This is a genomic window from Alphaproteobacteria bacterium, from assembly GCA_030739735.1.
Classification (GTDB): Bacteria; Pseudomonadota; Alphaproteobacteria; order UBA7887; family UBA7887; genus UBA7887.
This window is the reverse complement of record JASLYQ010000015.1, coordinates 1-17,210: the sequence shown is the minus strand read 5'-3', so window position 1 is coordinate 17,210 and position 17,210 is coordinate 1. Positions and strand designations below refer to the sequence as shown.

17 protein-coding genes are annotated in these 17,210 nt (G+C 61.9%); 8 read left to right on the top strand and 9 right to left on the bottom strand.

The features are described from left to right. Window positions 1-137: 137 nt before the first annotated feature. Window positions 138-2,093: a protein meaA gene (locus tag QF629_08590; protein MDP6013585.1), complete on the top strand. Its 1,956-nt coding sequence runs from the start codon at window positions 138-140 to the stop codon at window positions 2,091-2,093. A 364-nt stretch (window positions 2,094-2,457) separates the two neighbouring features. On the opposite strand, the gene QF629_08585 is transcribed toward QF629_08590, so the two are convergent. The 4 genes from QF629_08585 to QF629_08570 form a co-directional block, all read right to left on the bottom strand. Further along, window positions 2,458-3,120 (bottom strand): pyridoxamine 5'-phosphate oxidase family protein, encoded by a 663-nt coding sequence (locus tag QF629_08585; protein MDP6013584.1) that lies wholly within the window; start codon window positions 3,118-3,120, stop codon window positions 2,458-2,460. 279 nt (window positions 3,121-3,399) lie between these two features. Continuing rightward, window positions 3,400-4,251 carry a tRNA glutamyl-Q(34) synthetase GluQRS gene (gene gluQRS / locus QF629_08580; GenBank protein ID MDP6013583.1) on the bottom strand — a complete coding sequence of 284 codons (852 nt, stop codon included), beginning with the start codon at window positions 4,249-4,251 and terminating at the stop codon, window positions 3,400-3,402. Window positions 4,252-4,263: 12 nt separating this feature from the next. Next, window positions 4,264-5,049: an aldolase/citrate lyase family protein gene (locus QF629_08575; protein ID MDP6013582.1), complete on the bottom strand. Its 786-nt coding sequence runs from the start codon at window positions 5,047-5,049 to the stop codon at window positions 4,264-4,266. A gap of 17 nt (window positions 5,050-5,066) precedes the next feature. Next, window positions 5,067-6,053, bottom strand: a complete 987-nt coding sequence (locus QF629_08570) for a proline iminopeptidase-family hydrolase (GenBank protein ID MDP6013581.1) — start codon at window positions 6,051-6,053, stop codon at window positions 5,067-5,069. Window positions 6,054-6,232: 179 nt separating this feature from the next. Between QF629_08570 and QF629_08565 the strand changes: the two genes are divergently transcribed. Next, complete coding sequence (locus QF629_08565; protein MDP6013580.1) at window positions 6,233-6,796, top strand: HNH endonuclease; 564 nt, start codon at window positions 6,233-6,235, stop codon at window positions 6,794-6,796. 315 nt (window positions 6,797-7,111) lie between these two features. Here the strand turns inward: QF629_08565 and QF629_08560 are convergent, their stop codons facing one another. The 5 genes from QF629_08560 to QF629_08540 all read right to left on the bottom strand — a co-directional run bounded on the left by QF629_08560 (window position 7,112) and on the right by QF629_08540 (window position 11,645). Further along, complete coding sequence (locus QF629_08560; protein MDP6013579.1) at window positions 7,112-7,573, bottom strand: hypothetical protein; 462 nt, start codon at window positions 7,571-7,573, stop codon at window positions 7,112-7,114. A gap of 127 nt (window positions 7,574-7,700) precedes the next feature. Beyond that, complete coding sequence (locus QF629_08555; protein ID MDP6013578.1) at window positions 7,701-9,200, bottom strand: amidohydrolase family protein; 1,500 nt, start codon at window positions 9,198-9,200, stop codon at window positions 7,701-7,703. Window positions 9,201-9,346: 146 nt separating this feature from the next. Continuing rightward, entirely contained in the window at window positions 9,347-10,138 is a 792-nt protein-coding gene (locus QF629_08550) for an alpha/beta hydrolase (protein ID MDP6013577.1), read from the bottom strand. A 4-nt stretch (window positions 10,139-10,142) separates the two neighbouring features. Beyond that, window positions 10,143-11,435, bottom strand: a complete 1,293-nt coding sequence (locus QF629_08545; GenBank protein MDP6013576.1) for an O-acetylhomoserine aminocarboxypropyltransferase — start codon at window positions 11,433-11,435, stop codon at window positions 10,143-10,145. An 18-nt stretch (window positions 11,436-11,453) separates the two neighbouring features. Then, window positions 11,454-11,645, bottom strand: coding sequence for a DUF1192 domain-containing protein (locus QF629_08540; GenBank protein MDP6013575.1), 192 nt, complete (start codon window positions 11,643-11,645; stop codon window positions 11,454-11,456). Window positions 11,646-11,787: 142 nt separating this feature from the next. On the opposite strand from QF629_08540, the gene QF629_08535 reads away from it, so the two are divergent. The 6 genes from QF629_08535 to QF629_08510 form a co-directional block, all read left to right on the top strand. Next, window positions 11,788-12,633, top strand: coding sequence for an MBL fold metallo-hydrolase (locus QF629_08535; GenBank protein ID MDP6013574.1), 846 nt, complete (start codon window positions 11,788-11,790; stop codon window positions 12,631-12,633). A 20-nt stretch (window positions 12,634-12,653) separates the two neighbouring features. After that, the gene (locus QF629_08530) at window positions 12,654-13,631 is read left to right on the top strand and encodes an NAD(P)H-quinone oxidoreductase (GenBank protein MDP6013573.1); all 978 of its coding nucleotides are present in this window, start codon (window positions 12,654-12,656) and stop codon (window positions 13,629-13,631) included. A 70-nt stretch (window positions 13,632-13,701) separates the two neighbouring features. Further along, window positions 13,702-14,331, top strand: coding sequence for a DUF1013 domain-containing protein (locus QF629_08525; GenBank protein ID MDP6013572.1), 630 nt, complete (start codon window positions 13,702-13,704; stop codon window positions 14,329-14,331). Window positions 14,332-14,353: 22 nt separating this feature from the next. Next, window positions 14,354-15,820 carry a D-glycero-beta-D-manno-heptose-7-phosphate kinase gene (gene rfaE1, locus QF629_08520; protein MDP6013571.1) on the top strand — a complete coding sequence of 489 codons (1,467 nt, stop codon included), beginning with the start codon at window positions 14,354-14,356 and terminating at the stop codon, window positions 15,818-15,820. Between the two features lie 3 nt (window positions 15,821-15,823). Further along, window positions 15,824-16,429, top strand: a complete 606-nt coding sequence (locus QF629_08515; protein MDP6013570.1) for a UbiX family flavin prenyltransferase — start codon at window positions 15,824-15,826, stop codon at window positions 16,427-16,429. Window positions 16,430-16,770: 341 nt separating this feature from the next. Further along, window positions 16,771-17,210, top strand: a 440-nt coding sequence (locus QF629_08510) for a DUF3237 domain-containing protein (protein ID MDP6013569.1), incomplete at its 3' end; no start/stop codon positions are given.

Here is a 17,210-nt window from a genome sequence, read left to right as displayed (position 1 = left end):
GTCATATTGCATCGCACAATGTGCAACGCAATAGGACACTCTGAGCAGGCAAGATAATCCTGTCAAGTATGATGTTTTCTGTTGTGCTTTCTCTTTATCGCAGCGCACAATCCCAACTCACTGAATAAAGGGCTGCCATGACAGAGAGTCCTCCCACACCGACGCGCGATAGCCCCTGGGTAATGCGCACCTATGCTGGGCACTCGACGCCTGAGGTCTCAAACCGCCTATTTTGCGACAATCTGGCGCGCGGTCAGACCGGATTGTCGATTGCCTTCGACCTGCCAACCCAGACCGGTCACGATCCGGACCACGCGCTGGCGGCGGGAGAAGTCGGTAAGGTTGGCGTGCCGGTCTCGCATCTTGGCGACATGGAGCGATTGCTCGACGGCCTGCCGCTCGAGCGCATGAACACCTCGATGACCATCAATGCCACCGCTCCGTGGCTACTGGCGCTATACGTGGCGCTTGCCGACCGCCAGGGCGCGGACCGGACTGCGCTAGCCGGCACGGTGCAAAACGATATCGTTAAGGAATATCTTTCGCGTGGCACCTATATTTTTCCGCCCGAACCGAGCCTCAGACTCGCCACAGACATCATCGCCTTCACCGGAGCCGAGATGCCACGTTGGAACCCGATCAATATCTGCTCCTACCATTTGAAGGAAGCCGGTGCGACACCGGTGCAGGAACTTGCTTTTGCGCTTGCCAATGCCACCGCCGTGCTCGACACGGTACATGCCCGGACCGATATACCGGAAGAGCGTTTTGCTACGCTTGTCGGGCGCGTCAGTTTTTTCGTCAATGCCGGCTTGCGTTTGGTGACGGAGATTTCCAAGCTACGCGCCTTCACGCGCCTGTGGGATGAGATCTGCCGCGAGCGCTACGGCATAGAAGACCCTAAGCTCAGGCGCTTTCGCTATGGTGTGCAGGTTAACTCGCTGGGACTTACCGAGCAGCAACCTGAGAATAACGTCTACCGCATTCTTATCGAGATGCTGGCCGTAGTGCTGTCGAAGGATGCTCGCGCCCGTGCCGTGCAGCTGCCGGCCTGGAATGAGGCACTGGGCCTGCCGCGTCCCTGGGATCAGCAATGGAGTCTGCGAGCGCAACAGATCGTTGCCTATGAAACCGATATCCTGGAGCATGCCGATATCTTCGCTGGCTCCAGCGTGGTCGAGGCGAATACCAAAGCTCTGATGGTTGAGGCGCGTGAGGAGATGGCAGCGCTTGGCGATGTCGCGGGTGCAGTCGAATCCGGCACGATGAAAGCCGCTCTCGTGGCCTCGAACGCGCGTCGGCTTGCGGCTATCGAGTCCGGTGCTCAGACCGTAGTCGGCGTCAACGCCTATGCTGAAAGTGCAAAAAGTCCACTCGCCGGGGCTGGCGCTACCCAGGAGATTGACCCGCAAGCCGAGGCGCAGCAGGTTGCACGCCTGAAGGCCTGGCGGGAGGCCCGCGATGATGGGGCGGCGCAGGCGGCGCTCGCCGAGTTGGAAAGCGTGGTACGGCAAGGCCGCAATGTCATGAAGCCCTCGATTGCCTGCGCCTTGGCCGGCGTGACGACCGGTGAGTGGGCTGATACCCTACGCCGGGTCTTTGGCGAATACCGCGCGCCCACGGGCGTCGGAGCCGAGCGCGTGGCGTCAACCAACAGTGAGGCCGCACGGCGGACGGTCGCTGCGGCAACAAAGCGTCTTGGCCGCCCGCCACGCCTGCTGGTGGCTAAGCCCGGCCTGGACGGCCATTCTAACGGTGCCGAGCAAATTGCCCTACGTGCCCGCGATTGCGGCTTCGAAGTGATCTACGAAGGCATCCGTCGCACACCGGCCGAGATCGTCAAAACCGCGCTCGAAGAGGATGTAGATCTGATAGGGCTCTCGGTACTCACCGGTGGTCATAGCGCGCTGGCGACAGCGCTGCTCGAAGGTCTGAGCGAAGCCGGTGTCGATGACGTGCAAGTGGTGATCGGTGGCATTGTTCCGCCCGACGATGCAAAAGCGCTGCGTACCGCGGGCATCGCCCGCGTTTTCACCCCAAAAGACTACGACCTCGGTGCCATAGTGGGCGAACTGGCAAGGTTGGTAGCTTAAGGCTCGAGATCGGCCCTTCTAGGAGAAGCTCAAGCTGCGGGCGATGACGAATAGGCCGAAGGCCTTCGTACATCGGTGGTGATGTTCTTGAAAATGCCGCCGGAGAAATATTTTTTCCGGATCGCCGCTCATATTAGCGAAAGGAAGCACGGCGATTGAGGGTTAGTCCGCAAGCACTAGGGCAGGGGTCGGCAAAGGCGCGCCGTACTCGGCGATGGTTTCGCGAAATATAGCGCGACTTTGGGCGAGCGCGGCGGCCGTGGTTTCCTCGTTAGCCCCATCAACCGGCTATAGCCGGCCACATCGGCGCTAAGGATGGCCGCCAGTCTGCGCTCGCCCTCGCTCATTAAATGCTGCGCTTGGTTCAGGCGTCGTCGGCGCCGGTGGCCGCCTTCTCGAACCATTCCTCGATGGTGATCAGGCCGCCTTCCTCCTCGGCCCGGCCGACATCCTTAGCCGGCAGGTCCTCCTGCACGATATCGACGCGCTTCCAGCCGGCTAACGGTGTCTTGGTGCCTTCACGCGGTACGTAACGAGACGCTTCCGTGCGCTGGCGGCGGTGGATATAGCGGTTGCAGTTGGGCCAAACCTCCTCGACCGTGACGCGGACCACCATCAGAGCCTCGTGGAACTCGCTCATCAGCGGGTCATCGACGCTGGCCGTCGCGGTGCCCTGGATACGCATGCGCAGCGGGTTCTCAAAATTGATGAATAGCAGGCCGACATTGGCATTGTCGACCACGTTGCCGGCGGAATAGAACATGCCGTTGCCGTCATAGAGCGGAAAAGCGATGGTCTTGGCGTCGACCGCCTTGACGAATCCAGGATCGCCGCCCTTGTAGGAGACCGTTGGCCGGCCGTTCTCGTCAACGGTAGCGAGCAGGAACATGTCCTGGCTGGCTATAGATGCTTGGTCGGACTCACTCAGCTCGGTGGTCACTGCGATGGCCTCGATTTTATCGGCAACGCGGCGAGTGTCGAACGCGTCCTGAAGGGCGCGGTGCTCGGCGCCAAATAGTCTGCTCATGGTGCGGGATTCCTCTGATAGATCGTTGTCTTAAAGCTTATCGACGGATAGCATGATGGCCTGTACCGACACGCGCTCGCCGAGGCGCGCAAGCCAAGCCGTGATCGCAGGCACTTTTCCAAAGGGTCACGGCCTTCGCGAATAAAATTGGCGTAGCAGAGGATCGGATAAAAGAAAAGGTTGTCGAGACTGGTCCTGTCGTCGGCGAGATAGCTCTGGTAGGTGAGCACTTGGCTGAGCACGCTAAGCCGCTAAGAGACCCTTTCCCGTATCGCTTGCTTATGCGAAGCCCACCATAGCGCGCAATTCTGCCGGTGTTTTGCCGGCCCTGCGCAGTGACCGCAAGGTCGTGGCGCGATTGCGCTTGGCTAACCGCGCGCCGCTTGAGTCGGTAATCAGGGAATGGTGGTGCCAGGTCGGCGCCGGGATATCGAGCAGTGCCTGCAGCAGGCGGTGGATGGCGGTGGCGTGAAATAGATCGTCACCGCGGGTGACTAGGGTGACACCCTGGATGCCGTCATCAACCGTGACTGCGAGGTGATAGCTGGTTGGCACGTCCTTGCGCGCCACCACTATGTCGCCGGCGGTGAGTACGTCCGCCGCCTGCTGCCCGGCGGCGCGGTCGCTCCATTCGAGGGGTCCGGTGATCTCCAATGCACGCGCTATGTCGAGGCGCCAGGCATGCGGGCGGCCCATGAGGATGCCCTGGTGCCGCGCCTCGTAGGCGAGGCTGCGGCACGTGCCGGGATAGATCACGCCGTCGAGCCCGTGCGGCGCCTCGCCGGCATGCTTGATCTCGGCGCGGATCTCACGGCGTGAGCAGAAGCAGGGATAGATCACGCCGAGCTCGTCGAGCCGTGTCAATGCTGCGACGTAGTCCTCCATATGCTCGGACTGGCGTCGCACCGGCGTCTCCCAGTCGAGGCCAAGCCAAGCGAGATCCTCGTATATAGCGCTCTCGAAAACCTCGCGCGTGCGACCCTGGTCGATGTCCTCGATGCGTAGCAGGAAATGGCCGTGCCGCCGCTTGGCCTCGCTCCAGGCGAACAGCGCTGCATAGGCGTGGCCGAGATGCATGAACCCCGTGGGACTCGGCGCAAAGCGGGTGACCCAGGGTGAGGCGCTTGGCAAGGCAGGCGGACGTCAGTCTTGCAGGCCGCGCAGAAAGGCGCTGCGCTCCTTGGCGGCGGACATCAGTAGCGCCATGTCACTACCACCGAGCACCATCTGCATACCCATGCCGACATAGCGCTCCATGAGGTCCGGAGTGTAAACGCCACCGAGTGCCGGAATTTTGCCGTGCGCCTTGCAGGCGGCGATGATCACTTCATAGGCCTGGACCACGCGGTCATGGCCAATTTGGCCGGGAATGCCCATCTCTAGGCAGAGATCGTTGGTACCGACGAGCAGGGCATCGACTGCCGGTACGGCGGCGATGGCATCAGCATTGGTTACGGCCAGCGGCGTCTCGATCATCATCACTACCATGGTGCCAGAATTGACCGCAGCTGCCATCTCGTCAGTTGGCAGGGTCGCGAAGTCGAGCTGCGCCATGGTGCCGCCCATCGAGCGTTTGCCGTCGGGCGGATATTTGCAATAGCTCGCCAGGGTTGCCGCGTGCTCGGGCGTATCCACATGCGGGAAGACGACGCCCATGGCGCCTCCGTCGAGCACGCGGCTGGCGTGGTAGTGCTCGTAGCCCGGCACGCGCACGAAGGGTGCAACGCCCGCGTCCTGTGCGGCATTGCTGATCTGTACCGCGTCGTCGAGCGAGAACAGGCCATGCTCCATGTCGATGAACAGCCAGTCATAGCCACACGTCTTCATGGCTTTGGCGATATCGACCGTGCGCGCCTGGCGTAGGCCCATGCCGATCGCTAGTTGACCCGCGTCGATGCGCTCACGAACCGGATTGCACAGCTCTACCATTTCCATTTCTTCCTCGTTTAGCCGATGCCGTTGAGCCAAGTGGCCAGCGCGTGGATGTAGGCCTCTTCCTGCTCCAGATGCGCCGTGTGCGAGGCGTCGGTGAAGACGCGCACTTCCGAACCCACCGCCAGTTTGCTGTAGCGGTGCAGCGTCGCCGGCGGGGCCTCGTCGAACTCACCGCAGGTGAACAGCAGTGGCACCGTAATGCGCGCCAGATTTGGCGTGCCGTCATAGTCGTGCAGACTGCCCGTGGCGCGGAACTCGGTCTCGCCCCACATGGTCCGGTAGAGCGCGGAGTTGCCCTCCTCGAGCGAGGTCATCAGGGGCTGCGGCCAGGGTTCCATGCGGCAGAGATGGCGGCGGTAGAAGGCCATAGCCGCCTGCTGGTATGCGGTGCTGCGCACCGTACCGGCGGCCTCGTTCTCGTCCAGTACCTGCCGCACTTCGGACGGTAGAAGTTTGCGCCAGCGCAGATTGTCGGACATCCATTGCTGAGCGCTGATCAATGGGCTGGCAAGTACGCAGGAGACAAGGTTTCGGCTGTTGGTGGCAGCTAACTCAGCGGCCAGCAGTCCGCCCCAGGAATGGCCGAGCAGATGGTAGCGATTGAGCCCCAGACTTGCGCTCAATACGCGGATCTCGTCGACGAAGCGCGAGATTTGCCAGTTGGCTGGTGCGCCGGGCTTGTCCGACTTGCCGCAGTCGAGTTGGTCGTAGAAGATCACCGCGCGATCGCGGCCGAGCGCTTCGAGGGGCAGCAGATAGTCGTGGCTGAGGCCGGGCCCACCATGCACCACTAGCAAAGGGGCGCCGGGGCCGTTGCCCACAACGCGATACCAGATTTCGCCGCCGCGCACGGCAACGCGCGCCTGGCCCTCTGGCGGGATTACCAGCGGCGTGTCGTCGTCATCAGCGATCAGGCTGAAATTGTCGTCATCGGCGCAACCGCCCGCTGCTATTGCTGCCGCGCCGGCAAGGAAGGCGCGTCTGTCGAGCATGCTCATTCGCGGTTTTCCCATCACAATCATCATCGTACTACCGCCTCTCTGTGGCAGTGGCGACGCGATTGTATGGGCGAAGCGAAGAGGCGGAAACCAAAACTTCAATACGGCGCGGCTTGCCCTGCCAGCGCGGCCCGCCTAAACTCGCTCCAGCAAAAGGGTCTGAGGCCAGGGAGAGACCGGTGACAGTTGCGCTCAATAGCTGCTCGGCGCTCGTACTCAACGCGGATTTCCGCCCGTTGAGTTACTTCCCGTTGTCGCTCTGGCCATGGCGGGAAGTGGTCAAGGCCGTCTTCCTCGAGCGCGTCAATATTGTCGCCGAATATGAGCGCGAGGTGCATTCGCCGTCGTGGTGCATACGGTTGCCGAGCGTAGTCTCACTCAAATCCTACGTGCGCTCTGACCATCGGCCGGCCTTTACCCGTTTTAACGTATTTCTGCGTGACGGCTTTGCATGCCAGTATTGCGGCGGGCGACGTCGCTCGGAGGATCTCACCTTCGACCATGTGGTGCCGCGCTCTCGTGGCGGTGCGACGCGCTGGTCGAACGTGGTTACGGCCTGCGGGTACTGTAATCTGGTCAAGGGTGACCGCATTCCCAGAGAATGCTCCATGTCGCCGCGCAATCCACCGCGCGTGCCTACCGTGCACGAGCTGCAACGCATAGGTCGCCGTTTCCCGCCTAACTATCTACACGAAAGTTGGTGTGATTATCTTTACTGGGACACCGAGCTTGATAGCAACTAAGCGTCTCCACGCGACACGCCCGCCGCGATGGTATCATGACCGCCGCGTAGCTGTTGCGCTGGCGCCGGCTACAAGTCCTCTGGCGGCTCTCCCGCCATGCTCACAGTGGCCTCGCTGACCACGGTTTCGCACTCGGGGTTGTGGGTCAGGGTCTGAAGGCAACTTGCCGTATTTACTGTGTCGCGGGTCGAGCCGACGTCGCTGCATGGGCTTCGTGGCGAGTGGCCGGCGCAGTCGCTGCAGTCAGGCCGTGAGCCCAGCCGCCGCTGCAGTCAGCGTGGACTAGGATGTTTCGGGACATCTGCTGTAGACAGCCTATCGGCCTTGATGCTGCGCGTATTTCTTGAGATACGTGATGACCTTGGCGCGCTGGTCATCGTCCTCGACCTTGAGAAACATGGTCGAGCCACGGATGAAGCCCTGGCTACTGTAAAGCCAGCCGTCGAGCGCATCTTCGTCCCAGGTCCAGGGATTCTCGATCGCCGCGCGGAAGGCGCGCGAATAGGGGTAGTTGGCCATGATGCCCGCTTCGCGGCCATAGACCCCGGTGAGCGACGGGCCGAGCGGCATGGTCACGGCTTGCTGCAACAGTGCCTCCGGCCGCCAGCTGATCACGTCCTCGGTGATCAGGCCGTGGCACTTGGTACAGAGATCGATATAGAGCTCGCGCCCTGCTTCGGCATCGTCGGCACGGGCTGTGGCGCTCCCGAAGGACAGTGCTGGAAGCAGTACCGCGAGCGCGGCGAGAACTCGAATCTTACGCAAGACGGTTGCCATCGTCTTCTCCCTTTGCATGGCATCTTGTCGAAATCGGCGGTTCGCAGTCTGTTTTACGCCCGGCCACCCGCAAAAGAAAGGGCCGGAGACCCACGGGTCTCCGGCCCTGGTCAGAAACTCGCGCCGATTAGGCGGCGGAGGTGTCGATGAAGCCGGAGGCGGCGTTTGGATGCAGCCCGCCTTGGGCGTCGTACTTGTCCTTGATCGCGGCGAACTTGTCCGCCTCCAACGGGGCCATAGCTTCGCGCACGTCGAGCTCGAAGAGGTTGGCCGAGTTGTAACCAAAGATCTGGTTCTTGACCGCGCTGGTGGCACCGCCCATGGGAGCGAAGCCATGCTTTTTCTGCATGTCCTCGGGGATCTCTAAGCGGCGCATGGCCTCGATCTGCCACTGCGGGCTGCCATACCAGAGCGAATCCGTGCCCCAAACGACCTGATCGGCACCCATGTGCTTGATGAAAGTCCCAAGCAGCGCTGCGGCAAAGCGCGGATTAGCGGTCGCCGAGTTGGCGAAGCTGGTGCCGAGTTCAGCATAGACGTTGGTCAGCCCATTCTCAGAGACGACTCTGGCCAGGTCGCTCGACCATTCGATCTCACCGGTTGCCTCGAAGTGGGCCAAGGATACGTCGGGTAGCTCAAGGAAGGCACGGAGACAGCCGTGGTAGATGATAAAGTTCATGTCCGGCCAGTCCTTAGCGACCTTGGCGATATCCCAAGGGGTCTGATACCGCCAGACATCCTTCCAGCTTTCCTCGTAGTCGGCGGGTGCCAAGCCCTTGTGACAGGCGACGTTCCTGATGCCGGCCTTCATCGCCTTCTCGTAGAAGGGGTACATCAACTCCTCGTCGTCGAGGCGCCATGGGTACTTGGTCGCTGCCGAGAGCGGATCGCCGATGGTGTAGGACTTCCAACCGTCCGGATGCACCTCGTCAATGGCCCGATCGACTTCGTCCATCCAGCCGTCCTGGCCGGGCGTGATGACGAAGTGGCCAAGCATGCGCCGCGAGCCCGCGACGAGGTTGACCATGTCGACCGCTTCCTTGATTTGATCGTTGGGAAGCAGCCACCAAGACGGATCATCGAACGGTGCGCCGCTCAGCAGCGCCACCTTGGTGTCGCTGTTGAAGAAGATCTGCCGCACGTAATTCTCGAACTTGTAGTAGTAGAGCGACAGGTCGGCCGGATCGAGTGCCGGGTTCCAATGCTCGGAAGCAAAGACGCCAAGACCCAACAGCCCTTCCTGATTGAAATCGTCATGCAGGAAATGGGTCTGGTCGTCGAGGATAAACTGGTGTGATAGCGCTGCCGCGCGCTCAACCATCATCTCCGGCGTCGCCGCCTCGGCCTCGCTGACGTCAAAGACATTCCCGTAGACCTCATTCATGGCCACGAATGCGGCTGCCATGCCGCAGCTCGACTGCAGGAATGCACGACGATCGAGCCCTTGCTTCTTGCCATGCAGTTCGGCCAGCTCCGTAAGTCGCGCTTCGACCTGCTTCTGCTTCGGCGTCTGCGGCAACGGATTGAACTCACCATTCGAGATCATCTGCGTCGGCACCGCTGAGCCAAAGCCGCTCTGCGCGGGGTCGAGCCCCGCTAGCTCTTTTTCGCTGAGATACGTACCCATTATTCGTCCTCCCCATTAGATGGTACAGCTGCATAATAGAGAATCGCAGGTAGATGTCACTCGTGTGTTACGATGTCATCCGGCATCATGCCAGAAAATGCCATTGCACCACAATCGCTTTCGCACAATAGCCTGTAGAGCCTAAATCAGAGAAACGCCGCCAGCGCATCCAAGGTCCGGTCGGGTTGCTCGGTGGGTAGCATGTGGCCGGAGTCGCGAATGACTGTAACGCGGGCGTCGGCGAAGCTCTCCGCCAGAGCTCGGCCGGCACGTTCCGGTGTCATGCGGTCGTCGTCGCCGCAGACCACGAGCGTCGGGCAGGTTACCTCCGCTGCCGCCTGCGGCCCCTCGTCATAGGCGTTGCAGGCGCTGAAATCCTGGGCCAGCACCTTATCGTCGCCGCGGTCCAGCAGAGACAACCCACCGCCCGACATCCACAGGCCCGGCACGCGCATGCCGCCGACATGGCTGCGCTGGCCGTAGGCATAGGAGATGATCATGCGCCGCGCCCGAGACGGATCCTCACGGGTGGCGGCGAGCAGGCCGTCGCTGACCGGCATCGGCGCGCTGGCGCCGACCAGGGCTAGGGCGCGGCTGCAATTCGGTGCCTGGCGGGCCGCCTCGAGCGTGACCAGGGCGCCCATGCTGTGCCCGACTAGCGCCGCGTCCTTTGCGCCCGTGGCATCGACGAGGCGCCAGATCCAGGCACCCATCTTTGGAATGCTGTCGAGGCCGGGCCCGGCCGAACGGCCGTGACCGGGCAGGTCGAGGGCCAGCACGGCATGGCCGTTATAGGCGAAATAGCGGCTTTGCAGAGCCCAAACCGTGTGGTCCAGGTTGGCGCCGTGGACGAAGACCACGAGCGGCAAGTCAGCATCGAACGGCTTGCCGCCGGTCGCTGCGTGCGCCGTCCTGCCGTCGACCTCTAGTTCGATCATCGCCTCAACTCCTTTGCGAAGCGCGCAGCGCCTGGCCTAAATCTTCCTTGATATCGTCTGCGTTCTCGAGGCCGATCGAGAGACGAACTAATTCCTCACCGACGCCTGCCGCCTTGAGCTCGTCGGCGCTCATCTGCTGGTGCGTGGTGCTGGCCGGATGGATAACGAGCGATTTAGCGTCGCCGACATTGGCGAGATGTGAGAACAGGCGCAAGCGCTCGATGAACTTGCGTCCCGCGTCGCGGCCGCCTTTGATGCCGAAAGAGAAAATGGCGCCGCAGCCCTTGGGCAACAGGCGCTTAGCGAGGTCGTGGTCAGGATGTTCTGGCAACTCAGGATAGGTCACCCAGTCGACCGCCTCGTGAGCCACCAGATACTCGACTACGGCGCGCGTGTTTTCCACATGCCGCGCCATGCGCACGGCCAGGGTCTCCACGCCCATGAGAATATAGAAGGCGGTCTGCGGGCTCATGCAGTAGCCGAAATCACGCAGGCCCTCGGCGCGGGCGCGCATGATCATCGCCGCCGGGCCGAACTCCTCTGAGAAATCGAGACCGTGATAACCCTCGTAAGGCTCGGTCAGGGTTGGGAAGTCGCCGGTCTCCCAATCGAAACGCCCACCCTCGACAAGAGCGCCGCCGATGGCGACGCCATGACCGCCGAGGAACTTGGTCGCCGAGTGATGGGCAATATCGGCCCCCATGGTCAGCGGCTGGCAGAGATGCGGCGTGGCAAAGGTGTTGTCGATCATCAGCGGGATGCGCGCTGCATGCGCGATCTCGGCGATGGCGGGAATGTCCATCACCTCGAGCCCCGGATTGCCCAGGGTTTCGCCGAAGATCAGCCGTGTTTTGGGGCGGATTGCGGCCTTGAAGGCCGCTGGATCGCGTGGGTCGACAAAGCTCGTTGTGATTCCGAAACGAGGCAGAGTATGACAGAGGATGTTATAGCTGCCGCCGTAAATAGACTTCGAGGCCACGACATGGCCGCCCGCGTCCATCAAGGTCGAGATGGCGAGATGTAGCGCGGCCATGCCGCTCGCGGTGCAAATGCCACCAACGCCTTTCTCCAGCGCCGCCAGCCGCTCCTCCAACACCGCCACGGTGGGATTGCTGATACGCGAATAGAGATGTCCGCCGCGCTCCAGATTGAACATCGAAGCGGCCGTCTCGGTATCGGGAAAGACATAAGACGTGGTCTGGTAGATCGGTACCGCCCGTGCTCCGAATTCTGGATCGGGATGTTGCCCCGCATGCAGGGCGAGGGTTTCGAAATCGAGGAATTTCGGTTCGGCCATGGCGTTATCCGCTCGCTCTCATGTTTTGAAAACCTGGTCTGCGGCGGCCTGCAGGCCGCACTTCTTGTCGATCTCCGTGCGAACCCGCGCGATCTCTTCCTCAAGCTCGCCGATATAATCGTTTAAGGTTTCTATCGACAAGCTGTCCAGCTTGCGCGGTAGGGTCTTGCCGTCCGCGGTCGGCCGCGGCGGGTCATCGAATATGTCCATGGCTTCCCTTCCCCCTACGGCCTGCCGAGCTTACGCTATAACAAGCGTGTTGCAATGTGCCCGTGTTTACGTATCGTCGATTTGCTGTAGCGGATGACGAGCACGTAATGTTGGCGGTGGCGGGCCCTGGCTGGAAAGAAACTTGGCCGACACGGACAACTTTTTTGTTCGCTTCTGGGGTGTGCGGGGTAGCATCGCCTGCCCGGGTCCGGGTACGGCCGGCTACGGCGGTAATACGGCGTGCCTGGAGGTCTGCTGTGGTGAGCGCATGCTGATCTTCGATGCCGGCACGGGAATCCATGCGCTCGGCGCCGATCTTACGGGCAAGCGCGGCGTTGGGGGCGGTTTTTCCGCCGATCTCTTCTTCAGCCACACCCATTTCGACCACATCTGTGGCATTCCCTTCTTCTCGCCGGCCTTCAATCCGAGATACGAACTGCGCGTCTGGGCTGGGCACCTGATGCCAGAGCGCAGCATCCGCGAAGTGCTGACCTATCTTATGATGGACCCGCTTTTCCCGGTGCCGATGGACACCATGCGTGCGCATCTCGATTTCCGTGATTTTGGCGCTGGCGAAGTTTTGGAGCCGGCACCTGGCGTCAGGCTGCTGACTGTGCCCCTCAACCATCCCAACCGTGCCACCGGCTACCGTATCGAGCACCAAGGCCGCTCGATCTGCTACGTAACCGATACTGAACACGTGCCGGGCGAGCCCGACCGCAATATTCTCAGGCTCATCGACGGTGCTGACATCTTCATCTATGACAGCACCTATACCGATGAGGAATTTGAGGATCACCGCGATTGGGGCCATTCCACATGGCGGGAGGGTGTGCGCCTAGCGGAGGCGGCGAATGTCGGCACGCTGGTCCTCTTCCACCACGACCCGGATCATGACGACGCCTTCATGGACCAGGTGGCGAACGAGCTTGAGGCAGAGCGGTTCGGCTCTATTGTGGCCCGCGAAGGGATGGTGTTGCGACCGTGACAACGATATTGCCCGAGACCATGATCGCCGTGGAGATTTCCACCCCCGGCGGCCCCGAGGTGCTGATGCCCGCTGCGCGGCCGCTGCCGCAACCGGGGCACGGCGAGATTCTGATCAAGGTTGCAGCTGCCGGGGTCAACCGACCCGACCTGATGCAGCGGGCCGGCGCCTACCCGCCGCCGCCGGGTGCCTCGGACCTGCCTGGTCTGGAAGTTGCGGGCGAGGTGGCCGCAGTCGGCCCCGGCGTTGCCAGTCCTAAGATCGGTGATGCGGTATGCGCTCTGACCCCGGGCGGCGGCTATGCCGAATATTGTCTGACTCATGCCGACCACGCTTTGCCTTATCCTGACGGTTTCGATGCGGTTCAGGCTGCGGCCTTGCCAGAGACGTTCTTCACCGTTTGGACAAATTTGTTCGAGCGTGCCGCCCTTACCGGCGGCGAAAGCGTGCTGATTCATGGCGGTGCCAGTGGCATCGGCACGGCCGCTATCCAGCTGGCTCAGGCCTTCGGTGCGCGGGTCTTCGCCACTGCCGGGACAGCTGCAAAGCGCGCGGCCTGCGAGAAACTCGGCGCCGAGCGCGCCATAGACTACCGCGACGAGGACTTCGTGGCCATCGTCACCGAGGCCACGGGGGGGCGCGGTGTTGACGTCATATTGGACATGGTGGCCGGCTCCTACGTGGCGCGAGATTTCGAGGCGCTGGCCGAGGACGGGCGCCTGGTGCTCATCGCCTTGCAGGGAGGTGTAAAGGCGGAGGTTGATCTGTTCACGATCATGCGCAAGCGCTTATGGCTGAGCGGCTCGACCTTGCGTCCGCGCAGTATCGAGGAAAAGGCCAGAATGGCCGACTGCCTGCGCGAAAAGGTCTGGCCCTTGCTCTCTGCCGGCCGGGTGCGTCCGGTGATACATGCCACCTTCTCGCTAGCCGAGGCCGCCGGCGCCCATGCGGCGCTGGAAGCGGGCGACCATATCGGTAAGATCATGTTGACTCTCTAAGCGCCTTTCGCTGCGGGCCGTCCGGTACTATATAGTGCGGTCTGACCCGGATAACGAAAGGAAACAACCCATGGCACAGCTGCTGATGCCGAAGGCAACCGCTGTTTGGCTGGTCGAGAACACGACCCTGACCTTTCAGCAGATCGCCGATTTCAGCGGTCTGCATTTGTTAGAGGTGCGGGGCATTGCCGACGGTGAGGTCGCCGTGGGTATCGTCGGTCTCGATCCCACCGCTAACGGACAGTTAACGCGCGAGGAAGTGGCACGCTGCGAGGCTGATGCTGAGGCCAACCTGGCGCTGCGCCAAGCTGAAGTGCCTGACGTACCCCGCCGTAAGGGGCCGCGCTATACGCCGGTCTCCAAGCGCGGTGAGCGGCCGGATGCGATCTCCTGGTTGCTGAAGTACACGCCCGAGCTTTCGGATGCGCAAATATGCAAGCTGGTCGGAACCACCAAGCCGACCATCGAGGCGGTGCGCACCCGCAGCCATTGGAATATCAGTAATATTCAGCCGCGCGATCCGGTATTGCTCGGCATTTGCAGCCAGACCGACCTTGAGGAGCACTTGGTGAAGGCGCGCAAGCGGCGACCGGAGGCGGTGGCGCCGCCACCACCGCCACCCGAACCGGCGCTGGAAACGAAGCCCGAGGAAGCGCTTGACGCGGAGACGCTTTTCAAGACCAGAGACGCCGTCGCTTGAGACTACGGGTGGGCGCGCGGCGATGAGCGACCTGACGGGTCTCGCCGAGCACGTCGAGCAGCTTGCCGGCGCCTCTGTGTTGTGCATTGGCGATCTCATGCTCGATCGCTTTATCTATGGCGAAGTGTCGCGCATCTCGCCCGAAGCGCCGATTCCGGTGATGCGGGTGGAAAGCGAGCTGGCGATGCCCGGCGGCGCTGGCAACGTCGCCCGCAATTTGATCTCGCTCGGTGCGTCCTGCACATTCCTGTCCCTGCTGGGTCGCGATACAGTGGGGCGCGAGTTGGCGGCCATGATCGGTGCCGAGCCGCGCATTGAGGCTTATTTGCTGACCGATCCCGAGCGGGTCTCGACCATCAAGAGCCGCTATCTTGCGGCTGGTCAGCACCTCCTGCGAACGGATCACGAGACGCCCCAACCGGTCAGCTCCGCCATCGCCGAGGACTTACAGCGTGCCGCAGTCGACGCCATCAAAGAGCATCAGGCGGTGGTGCTTTCGGATTATGGCAAAGGTGCACTGACAGCGACCTTGATCGAGGCCGTCATCGTGGAGGCGCGTGCGGTCAACGTCCCGGTCATCGTCGATCCGAAGGGCGATGACTTCAGTTGCTATCGCGGCGCCAGTGTGATCAGCCCGAACTGCAGCGAGCTGGTTGCGGCGACCCGGCAAGCGGCCGGCGATGATGACGAGGTGGTGGCGGCGGCGCGAGCCCTGATCGCCAACTGCGGCATTGACACGGTCCTCGCCACCCGCGGCAGCCGCGGCATGAGCTTGGTTGGCGCCGACGAGGCGGTTCATTTGCCGGCCCGAGGCCAGGACGTGTTCGATGTCTCAGGCGCTGGCGATACGGTAGTCGCGACCTTGGCCGCGGCACTCGGCTGTGGCTTGCCGGCAGCCGAGGCGGCAAGCCTCGCCAATGTCGCGGCAGGCATTGTGGTCGGCAAGGTCGGTACTGCGGTGGTTACCGCCGGTGACCTTGAAGCCGCGTTGCGCCACGGCGATGTTCTCGACAGCGAATCCAAGGTTCTTGCCGCCGACCGGGCCGACGAGCGCATTGCAGGCTGGCGCCAGCAGGGCCAGCGCATCGGTTTCACTAACGGCTGTTTCGATCTACTGCATCCGGGCCATGTCTCGCTCATGCGGCAGGCCCAAGCATCCTGTGACCGGCTCATCGTCGGGCTTAACAGTGATGCCTCGGTGGCGCGCCTCAAAGGCCCCGATCGGCCCGTACAGGGCGAGGCTGCGCGGGCCTTAGTTCTGGCGTCGTTGGAGGACGTCGACCTTGTCGTGGTGTTCACCGATGATACGCCATTGCCGCTCATCGAGCGCTTCCGTCCTGACGTCCTGGTTAAGGGGGCCGACTATGCTCTCGACGAGGTTGTCGGGGCTGAGCTGGTGCGCCGCTGGGGCGGACGGGTGGTGTTGGCCAATCTAGAGCCCGGTCACAGTACATCCGGCACCATCGAGCGCTTGGCGCGCGGAGCCTGAGGCATGGCTGCGCCGCGGCTGATGGTCGGCATCAGCGGCGCCTCGGGCGCAATCTACGGCGTGCGGCTGCTAGAGCTGTTGCAGCCCCTAGCTGTCGAGGCCCATCTGGTGATGAGTTGCACGGCGGAGATTACTTTGGCCCACGAGACCAACCGCAAGCTGGCGGCGGTGCGTGAGCTGGCCGACGCCTGGTATCCGATCGATGATCTGGCTGCAGCCCCGTCGAGCGGCTCCCACGGTAGCCTTGGCATGATCGTTGCACCTTGCTCGGTGCGCAGCATGTCGGAGATTGCCACCGGACTTTGCGGCAATCTGCTGACCCGCGCCGCCGATGTCACCCTCAAGGAGCAGCGCAAGCTGGTGCTGATGGTGCGCGAGACGCCCCTCCACGCCATCCATCTGGCCAACATGACGCGCCTCGCAGAGCTTGGCGTGATAATCGCGCCGCCGGTGCCTGCTTTCTACGCGCGGCCCGAGAGCCTCGAGGCCATGGTCGACCACAGCCTCGGCAGAGTGCTAGACCTGTTCGGTCTCGACAGCGGCACCGTCAGCCGCTGGCACGGCACGGCAGCTGGTGGCCGTCGCCGCGTGCCAAGCGAAGATCGATGACTATAGCGCGCACTATTGGGCGCGCGGCTCAGTGGGAGAGCACCACGTTGACATCGCTGGGGTCACTGATCAATCTCAACCATGATTGAAGATTTTTTCATTATTATCAGATATTTGTAGGCAAGTCAGCCAGACCACAACCGGCCTCCATTCACGTTCTGGCACAGTGCGGAGGCCGACATAAAGCAGATGGTGTAAACTTGACTACCCGAAAAGTAGACTTCCACAAGCTCTGCGCGACTCTGGGTTGTGTCACTCACAATATTTGGATTAAGGTGACTGTGCTGGCGTGGTGATGTGGCTCCGGCCTAGATCGAAACAGAAAATGGGAGACTTCTGATATGGTCCAGGGAATAAGATTCAAGATAGTATTGATAAGTGCCATAATGATTGCCGGATTAGCTGGCAACGCGACCGCCCAGAGCACTAGCATAGACAGTGAATACTTGATGACACTTCATGCGCCGCTTGAGCCGCCTCAAGTCGCCAACAGTGACTTCTTGATCTATAACGTCAAACCTGGCGGTTGGGTCAAGGGGCCCAATATCGAGGGCGAAATCATCGGTCCCTCTGCCGACTGGCTGCGAATTATGCCGAATGGCACCCTTAAGCTCGACGTACGTGCGTCTATCAAGGCGGATGATGGCTCGATCATCTTCACCAGCTATACAGGTCGAGTCGTTCTTACGCCGGAAACGAACGAGCGTTTTCAAGCAGGTGAGGCACTTTCTGCCGATGACATTTATTTCTATACCTCGCCAACATTCGAGACGACTTCTGA

Coding starts and splice junctions, on each gene's coding strand:
- QF629_08515 (MDP6013570.1), top strand. CDS start 15,824: ATGGCTGCGCCGCGGCTGATGGTCGGCATCAGCGGCGCCTCGGGCGCA.
- rfaE1 (MDP6013571.1), top strand. CDS start 14,354: ATGAGCGACCTGACGGGTCTCGCCGAGCACGTCGAGCAGCTTGCCGGC.
- QF629_08585 (MDP6013584.1), bottom strand. CDS start 3,120: ATGAGCAGACTATTTGGCGCCGAGCACCGCGCCCTTCAGGACGCGTTC.
- QF629_08545 (MDP6013576.1), bottom strand. CDS start 11,435: ATGGCCGAACCGAAATTCCTCGATTTCGAAACCCTCGCCCTGCATGCG.
- QF629_08550 (MDP6013577.1), bottom strand. CDS start 10,138: ATGATCGAACTAGAGGTCGACGGCAGGACGGCGCACGCAGCGACCGGC.
- QF629_08590 (MDP6013585.1), top strand. CDS start 138: ATGACAGAGAGTCCTCCCACACCGACGCGCGATAGCCCCTGGGTAATG.
- QF629_08540 (MDP6013575.1), bottom strand. CDS start 11,645: ATGGACATATTCGATGACCCGCCGCGGCCGACCGCGGACGGCAAGACC.
- QF629_08530 (MDP6013573.1), top strand. CDS start 12,654: ATGATCGCCGTGGAGATTTCCACCCCCGGCGGCCCCGAGGTGCTGATG.
- QF629_08575 (MDP6013582.1), bottom strand. CDS start 5,049: ATGGTAGAGCTGTGCAATCCGGTTCGTGAGCGCATCGACGCGGGTCAA.
- QF629_08570 (MDP6013581.1), bottom strand. CDS start 6,053: ATGAGCATGCTCGACAGACGCGCCTTCCTTGCCGGCGCGGCAGCAATA.
- QF629_08560 (MDP6013579.1), bottom strand. CDS start 7,573: ATGGCAACCGTCTTGCGTAAGATTCGAGTTCTCGCCGCGCTCGCGGTA.
- QF629_08525 (MDP6013572.1), top strand. CDS start 13,702: ATGGCACAGCTGCTGATGCCGAAGGCAACCGCTGTTTGGCTGGTCGAG.
- QF629_08555 (MDP6013578.1), bottom strand. CDS start 9,200: ATGGGTACGTATCTCAGCGAAAAAGAGCTAGCGGGGCTCGACCCCGCG.